General features: G+C 35.6%; 8 protein-coding genes and 2 tRNA genes. 9 read left to right on the top strand and 1 reads right to left on the bottom strand.

Translation table 11 applies throughout. From position 1 onward, the window contains the following. Window positions 1–93: 93 nt before the first annotated feature. The 9 genes from MWH30_RS02755 (at window position 94) to MWH30_RS02715 (ending at window position 5,583) form a co-directional block, all read left to right on the top strand. Window positions 94–183, top strand: a tRNA-Leu gene (locus MWH30_RS02755). An 11-nt stretch (window positions 184–194) separates the two neighbouring features. Continuing rightward, window positions 195–271, top strand: a tRNA-Pro gene (locus MWH30_RS02750). Between the two features lie 95 nt (window positions 272–366). Continuing rightward, window positions 367–732, top strand: coding sequence for a response regulator (locus tag MWH30_RS02745; RefSeq protein ID WP_248662512.1), 366 nt, complete (start codon window positions 367–369; stop codon window positions 730–732). 192 nt (window positions 733–924) lie between these two features. After that, window positions 925–1,392, top strand: a complete 468-nt coding sequence (locus tag MWH30_RS02740) for an HAD family hydrolase (RefSeq protein ID WP_248662511.1) — start codon at window positions 925–927, stop codon at window positions 1,390–1,392. Between the two features lie 48 nt (window positions 1,393–1,440). Beyond that, on the top strand, window positions 1,441–2,352 hold the full coding sequence (locus MWH30_RS02735) for a selenium metabolism-associated LysR family transcriptional regulator (RefSeq protein WP_248662510.1): 912 nt from the start codon (window positions 1,441–1,443) through the stop codon (window positions 2,350–2,352). After that, a complete protein-coding gene (gene yfcE / locus MWH30_RS02730; RefSeq protein WP_248662509.1) occupies window positions 2,333–2,884 on the top strand; it encodes a phosphodiesterase in 552 nt (183 codons plus the stop codon). Before MWH30_RS02735 ends, yfcE begins: the two co-directional genes overlap by 20 nt. A 36-nt stretch (window positions 2,885–2,920) precedes the next feature. Beyond that, entirely contained in the window at window positions 2,921–3,523 is a 603-nt protein-coding gene (locus MWH30_RS02725; RefSeq protein ID WP_248662508.1) for a nitroreductase family protein, read from the top strand. A gap of 259 nt (window positions 3,524–3,782) precedes the next feature. Next, the gene (locus MWH30_RS02720) at window positions 3,783–4,577 is read left to right on the top strand and encodes a patatin-like phospholipase family protein (protein ID WP_248662507.1); all 795 of its coding nucleotides are present in this window, start codon (window positions 3,783–3,785) and stop codon (window positions 4,575–4,577) included. Further along, entirely contained in the window at window positions 4,564–5,583 is a 1,020-nt protein-coding gene (locus tag MWH30_RS02715) for a YlbL family protein (RefSeq protein WP_248662506.1), read from the top strand. Before MWH30_RS02720 ends, MWH30_RS02715 begins: the two co-directional genes overlap by 14 nt. Here MWH30_RS02715 and MWH30_RS02710 read toward each other — a convergent pair. Continuing rightward, complete coding sequence (locus tag MWH30_RS02710; protein WP_248662505.1) at window positions 5,555–6,826, bottom strand: nucleotidyltransferase; 1,272 nt, start codon at window positions 6,824–6,826, stop codon at window positions 5,555–5,557. The two genes, MWH30_RS02715 and MWH30_RS02710, sit on opposite strands and share 29 nt — an antisense overlap. Window positions 6,827–6,866: the final 40 nt, after the last annotated feature.

Here is a 6,866-nt window from a genome sequence, read left to right as displayed (position 1 = left end):
GGGGTAGAGCAGTATGGTAGCTCGTCGGGCTCATAACCCGGAGGCCACTGGTTCGAATCCAGTCCCCGCAACCATTTGAAAGATAAAAATTTAGCCGGGGTGGCGGAATTGGCAGACGCATCGGACTTAAAATCCGATGGGTCTTTAGTACCCGTGTCGGTTCGAATCCGACCCCCGGCACCATTCTAATTTGTCGGAGCGTGGCGCAGTCTGGTAGCGCACCTGGTTTGGGACCAGGGGGTCGAAGGTTCAAATCCTTTCGCTCCGACCATTTATTAATTATTCAGGTGATTCCTTCCTAGAAAAGGGAGTTTTGTTTGTTTTTATACATAAAGCTTAGGTAAGTAAGGTAAGGGAGGAGTATTAATGTCTAAAAGAGTATTAATTACCGATGATGCTCAATTTATGAGAACTATGTTAAAACAGTTAGTTGAAGAGCAGGGTTATGAGGTAGTAGCAGAGGCCGAAGACGGTAAAAAAGCTATAGAGTTATATAAGGAACATAGTCCGGACCTAGTTACCATGGATATTACTATGCCTGAAATGGATGGTATTGAAGCTACTAAGGAAATTTTGGACTTTGATCCAAATGCCATAATAGTAATGTGTAGTGCTATGGGCCAGAAGCCGATGGTTGTTGATGCTTTGGAGGCTGGAGCTAAAGACTTTATAGTTAAGCCTATTCAGGCTGAGAAAGTAAAAGAAACTTTAGATTCTATTTTTAATGGTTAATATAAGTTTTTATTTATAAAAAGAAAGATTTTTAAGTTAATATAATTAGTTGAAATCATACCTGTTATTAAGCAGGTATTTTTTATTTTGGGAAGTATTTTTTAATGTTTTAGCAGGAATTTGTAATAATTATCTGAATTATAATATTAATACTAGTCATAAATAACTGTTAGAAAGGTGGAAATAATAGATATGAAACTAAGTATACCTGCTTATAAAGAGTTAGAGGTCAATAAATTAGTCTTTGATTATAATGGAACTTTAGCTTGTGATGGTCAAAGTAATAAAAAGATTAAAGAGAGTTTGAATGAGTTAGCTATGGATTTTGAGGTATATATTTTAACTGCTGATACTTTTGGTACTGTCAAGGAAGAGTTCGATGATACTGAGATAGAGATTGTTATTATTGATTCAGAGGCAGGAGCTAGCTTTAAAAAGAAATTTGTTAAGCAATTGGAAGCTTCGGAAGTAATTGCGATTGGTAATGGCAATAATGATGCTTTAATGTTAAAAGAAGCGGCTTTAGGAATTTTAGTTTTAGGTGCTGAAGGAGCTGCTAGCAAAGCTTTATTGAATTCTGATTTAGTGGTTAGAAGTATTGAAAACTGTTTAGAAATTTTTCAACATCCTAAGCGCTTAATTGCCTCTTTGCGTTGTTAATAAAAGCCCAATTTTAATTGTAAACTTAGTGATTAGGAGGCAAAGTTAATGAAACTAAAAACATTATCTATGTTAGTTAAATTGATTTCCACTGGTAGTTTTTCAGCAGTAGCTGAGGAACTGGATTTAACTCAACCGGCTGTTAGTATGCAGATTAAATCTTTACAGGAGTACTTTGAAACAGAGTTAGTAGTTCGTCAGGATGGAGATATTAAGTTGACTCCAGCAGGGAAGATAGTTTATGATCAAGCTAAACGGATTTTAGAGCACTGGGAGCAGGCTCGGCTAGAGGTAAAACAGGTGAAAGGAAAAACCTATGGTGAGTTACAGATTGGAGCTAGTACTATTCCGGCTACCTATTTATTGCCTGAGCTAATAGCTAAGTTTTCGGCAGCATTTCCTGAAATTAAGATTTTGATTGAAATTGGTGATAGTAAAGAGATGGTAGATTATTTAGAGGAACAAGAAGTTGATTTAGCAATAGTGGGCTTTAAACCGCGTCGAAAAAACTTAGCTACCATATCTTTAACCGATGATGATTTAGCTTTAATTTTACCTTTAGAGCATAGTTTGGTTAATCAGAAACAGATAAGCTTAGCTGAACTAGAACGGCAAAGAATGTTAATTAGAGAGAAGGGATCTGGAACTAGGAAGGCTATGTTAGCTGGATTGAGAGAACGAGGAATTACTAAGAATGATCTAAATATTGTAGCTCAGTTAGGTAATACTGAAGCTGTTATTTCAGCAGTAGAGGCTGGAGTAGGAGTCTCTTTTGTTTCAGAGTTAGCTGCTCAAAAAGCTGTTAAGAATAATCGGGTGCGACAGCTTAAAGTAGCTAATATGTCAATTAGTAGAAAGCTTTATCTAACCTATCATCAGAAACGAGCTGAGGAGTTATTGATTAAAGAGTTTATAAAGATTTTAAAAGGGGGTATTATAAATGAAGATAGGAGTAATTAGTGATAGTCACGGTAGCTTAACTGCTTGGCAGCAGGCTATTGAAGTATTAGCAGATGTAGATTTCCTTCTTCACGCTGGAGATATTCTTTATCATGGTGCTCGTAATCCTTTGCCTGAAGGATATAATACTGAGGGTTTGGTAGATGCTCTCAATGATTATGAAGGTGATTTGCTGGCAATTAAGGGTAATGTAGATGCTTTAGTTGATAACTGGGTGCTTCCTTATCCTTTATCTGAGTATTCTGTGGTATTAAATGGAGATAAAAAAATTGTAATTTATCATGGTTATCAACATGATAGCGAAAAGGAACGAGTAGAGTTTGCTAAAAAGTTTGGAGCAGATATTTTAATTTTTGGGCATACGCACTTGCCTTTGATCAAAGAAGAGGCAGGAGTAATTTTATTAAATCCAGGCAGTATTGCTTTACCGAAGCAGGAGCCAGCTCAGGCTAGTTTAGCAGTAATTGAGGATGATAAAATAGAGATTTTAACTTTAGATGGAAAAGAAATAATTGTTGATTTTGAATTTTGATTAGTTTAGTATGAGCTGATTTTGGAGGGATTGAAAATGAAGGTTCAAGAAGCTATTAAGACTCGCAGAAGTATTAGGGGTTTTAAATCAACTAAAATAAGCGATGAAAAATTAAATCAAATATTGGAAGCAGGTAGATTAGCTCCTTCCGGGACTAATATTCAACCTTGGCGTTTTTTAGTAGTGGAATCTGTTGAAATGAGAGAGAAGCTGAAAAGTTATACTCTCAATTTTGTAGCTGAAGCTCCAGTAGTAATAGTTTGTTGTGTTGATCGGAGTTCTATTCAGCATAGAAAGAAAAGAATCTTGGAGTTACATAAGGTGGGAGCTTTTGCTGGAACTGAACTAGCTAGGGATAATCTGGATAGCTATAAGCCTAGATCAATGAATGAAGAGGAGCAGAATAATTATTTGTATTTAAACTGCGCTATTGCTATTCAAAATATGGTTTTGCAAGCAACAGAATTAGGCTTGGGAAGCTGTTGGATAATGATGTTTAATAGTAAAAAGACCAAAAAATTATTTAAGTTAGCTGATAGTTTGGAACCAATAGCCTTGCTGCCGATAGGTTATCCAGCTAAAAACCCTGAACCTAGACCGCGCTTTTCTTTAGAGAAAATTATAATTGATAGGGTTTAGTTAAATATTAAAGGTTGTAGGAAGTTTATTCTACAACCTTTTTACTTCAAAAGAGAGTACAGTTAATACTTGGTCAGTTATGACTACATAACTATTCAAATAAAGCTTAGTAATTATTAATAAACTTTAATATTTTAGCATAAGTAAGTAATGGTAGAAATTAATATAAATATTCAAGCTAAACTTAGGAAGATAGAGGGATTAAAAGAGATATCTAGAATTAAACCCATATACGAATTTAATGTCTGGAGTGATATTGGTGAATAAGCAGCCTAAAATAGGATTAGCTTTAGGAGCTGGAGCTGCTAGAGGAATAGCTCATATTGGGGTTTTGCAGGTATTAGTGGATAATGGAATTAAAATTGACTGTATAGCTGGTAGTAGTATTGGTAGCTTAATTGGTGGTTTTTATGCAGCGGGAATGGATCTTAACAGAATGGAGAGCTTTGCTTACGAGATGAATTGGGACTTGATAACCGATCTTACAGTACCTAAAAGAGGATTAATTGCTGGCAAAAAAGTAAAAGAATTTATAAAGATACTGACTAAAAATAAAGCTTTTTCACAACTGGATATCCCCTTAGCAGTGGTAGCTACTGATATTGAGGCCGGAGAGGAAGTTGTTATAGATCAGGGTTTAGTAGCTGAAGCAATTAGAGCTAGTATTTCTATTCCAGGTATTTATGTTCCTCATGAGATTGGTGAACGGATATTAGTAGATGGCGCTTTGGTAAATAGAGTTCCTGTTGATCTACTTAGTGACTTAGGGGCTGATATTGTTATTGGGGTGGATGTGGGTGATGATAGCTCCCGAAAGAAGATTAATAATATATTTGATGTTATTCTTAGGTCTATTAGTATTATGGAAAATCAAATAGTTAAACATAAAAGTGTTGAAGCAGATATCTTAATTAAGCCTAAAGTTGGTCATGTTTCTCCTCAAGACTTAGATCAAGCCGAAGACTGTGTAGCAGCAGGAGTTGAGGCTGCTTGGAAAATGATGCCTGCTATTGAAGAGGCAATTGAAAGGTGGAAAGTTGATGTCAAAGCTTAAAAAGTTAAGTTTAAAAAGAACTTTAGTCATTATTTTAGTTATGAGCTTGATAATAGTTGCAGCTAATTTTTGGCCTACTAATTATTATTTAGAATCACCGGGTATAGCTCAAGAACTATCTTCATTTATCACTATAAATAATGGTGATTATTTTGAGAATATTGAGGGAAATCTTAGGTTAACTGCTGTTTCTCTAGAGTCGGCTAGTGTAATGGATTATTATTATGTATCTTTATTTAGACCTGAAGGAGTAAATCTGGTTCCTTTAGAAAAGCGATTACCTCCTGGAGTGGAGATGGAAGAGTACTTTGAAATGATGCGTGATGTAATGAAGGAGAGTCAGTTAAAAGCCAAAGCAGTGGCTTTGGAGAAGGCGGGTTATGAAACTCAGATTAGTGGGCAAGGTGCAGAAGTGATTAAAGTTTTAGCAGAGAGTTATGCGCAAGGAAAGTTGGAACCGGGAGATATTATTGTGGAGGTAGATGGACAGAGAGTAGAACTGGTAACGGAAGTAGTGGATCTGATTCAAGATAGAGAAATTGGAGCTGAAGCTGAGCTTACTGTTAAAAGAGGAGATGAAAGATTGAATTTTAATATTAAAACTAAAGAGTTAGAGGATAGTCCTGAGCAGGCTTCTTTAGGGATTTTGATTTCTTCTTATCAGCGTAGCTTTGATTTTCCAATAAGTATTGAAATTGAGGCTGGAGAGATTGGCGGGCCCTCTGCTGGAATGATGTTTAGTTTAGAAATTTTGAATAGGTTAACTATAGCTGACTTGACTGCAGGTAATGATATAGCAGGTACAGGAACTATTGATTTAGAAGGAAAAGTAGGTCAGATTAGTGGAGTACAACAGAAGGTAATAGCGGCTCGTAAAGAGGGAGCTGACTTCTTTTTAGCTCCAGTTGAAAATTATCAAACTGCTCAAGAAGTAGCTGAGGGAATAGAAGTTGTTTCTATAGCTGATATAGAAGAGGCTATTGCTTTTTTGGATTCTTTAAAATAATAGGGGCCCTATAGTCTTGGCCGCTTTGTCGATATTTAGCATTATTATATGCTAACGAGTATATATTGGTGGCTTGAATATCTTTAGCTAACATTTTTTCTAAAACAGAGTTAGGGGAATGGTTACTTTTGTAATACTGAGCTACATTAGTGATTAGGGGTAATTGACTATTTTTCTTAAGTAGCTTAAGTAATTTTTGGCTGGACTTTAAAAAGCCGAGTACTCTTAAGTACTGAGGGCCCTGATTTTGATCAAACTCTGCTAGCTCTGTTTTTTTCAAACCTAATAAAAGATGAGTTAGTATTCTCTGGATTCTAGTTCTAGTAAAACGTTTAGTTTTGATTGATTTTATTAAGGTTGACAAACAGCTAGCCTGTTCAGCAGCTTTGATAATTCTATTGGCTAGTCCTTCACTAACATCTTCTATTTGCTCTAACTCTTTAGCTGATAACTGACGGAGTAGAGTTAGAATTGGTAGTTGGAAGTTTTCTAAAGTGATAGGATTTTTATTTGCTGAGTGAGCTTTACTGATAATTGTTTTACTTGCTGGGGGCACTACTTGATTTAGAAAGTCAAGGTTAGAGGAATTAAGTATTCGCTTACGAATAGCAGTAGCACTAGCTATTTTGCTTTCTATACTTTCTTGATGGTATTTAGCTTGTTTACGCTTAATAGCTAGAGCCTCAATATTGCTTTTGGTATTAATTAGAGCTTTGATATATTCAATGCCTAAGATATTATTAGGATTGTTGATGATCTTTTCAACTTTCAAGTCGATATTATTTTGCTTAAAGTAAGTGGACAAGGCTTTAGCTCTAGCTTGGGGAAAGGAAATCCCTTTACTTAGCTCTTTTTTTATTAATTTCGATAATAAGGGAGGTTCTGTGGCTAAAAATTCAGCTATTTTAAATAAAGGAGCAGTTTTTCCTAGTTCGCTACCAAAAACTAGCTGATCGACTACACCGGTTTTATTTAATAGTTGAACTCCTCCGTAGGCGAAGTATTCGGCACTACGCAGAGTATAACTACTAGGTAGCTCTATAACTAGGTCTACTCCTGCTTTTAAAGCCATCTTTGTTCTATCCCATTTATTTAAGAAAGCTGGTTCTCCTCGCTGAACAAAGTTACCGCTCATAATACAGATTACATAGTCGGCTTTGGTGAGCTGTAGAGCTTTATTCAAGTGATAAAGATGGCCATTATGAAAGGGATTATATTCGGTGATAATTCCTAATATCTTCATTATTTATCAACTGCTCCTTTATTACTTAGTATTTCTGCAT

Source organism: Fuchsiella alkaliacetigena, assembly GCF_023227765.1.
In the GTDB taxonomy this organism is placed as follows: Bacteria; Bacillota; Halanaerobiia; order Halobacteroidales; family Acetohalobiaceae; genus Fuchsiella; species Fuchsiella alkaliacetigena.
This window is presented reverse-complemented; position numbering and strand designations above follow the sequence as displayed.

Bases quoted from the DNA above. Each gene is read 5' to 3' on its own strand.
- MWH30_RS02745 (WP_248662512.1), top strand. From the start codon at position 367: ATGTCTAAAAGAGTATTAATTACCGATGATGCTCAATTTATGAGAACT.
- MWH30_RS02740 (WP_248662511.1), top strand. From the start codon at position 925: ATGAAACTAAGTATACCTGCTTATAAAGAGTTAGAGGTCAATAAATTA.
- MWH30_RS02735 (WP_248662510.1), top strand. From the start codon at position 1,441: ATGAAACTAAAAACATTATCTATGTTAGTTAAATTGATTTCCACTGGT.
- yfcE (WP_248662509.1), top strand. From the start codon at position 2,333: ATGAAGATAGGAGTAATTAGTGATAGTCACGGTAGCTTAACTGCTTGG.
- MWH30_RS02725 (WP_248662508.1), top strand. From the start codon at position 2,921: ATGAAGGTTCAAGAAGCTATTAAGACTCGCAGAAGTATTAGGGGTTTT.
- MWH30_RS02715 (WP_248662506.1), top strand. From the start codon at position 4,564: ATGTCAAAGCTTAAAAAGTTAAGTTTAAAAAGAACTTTAGTCATTATT.
- MWH30_RS02710 (WP_248662505.1), bottom strand. From the start codon at position 6,826: ATGAAGATATTAGGAATTATCACCGAATATAATCCCTTTCATAATGGC.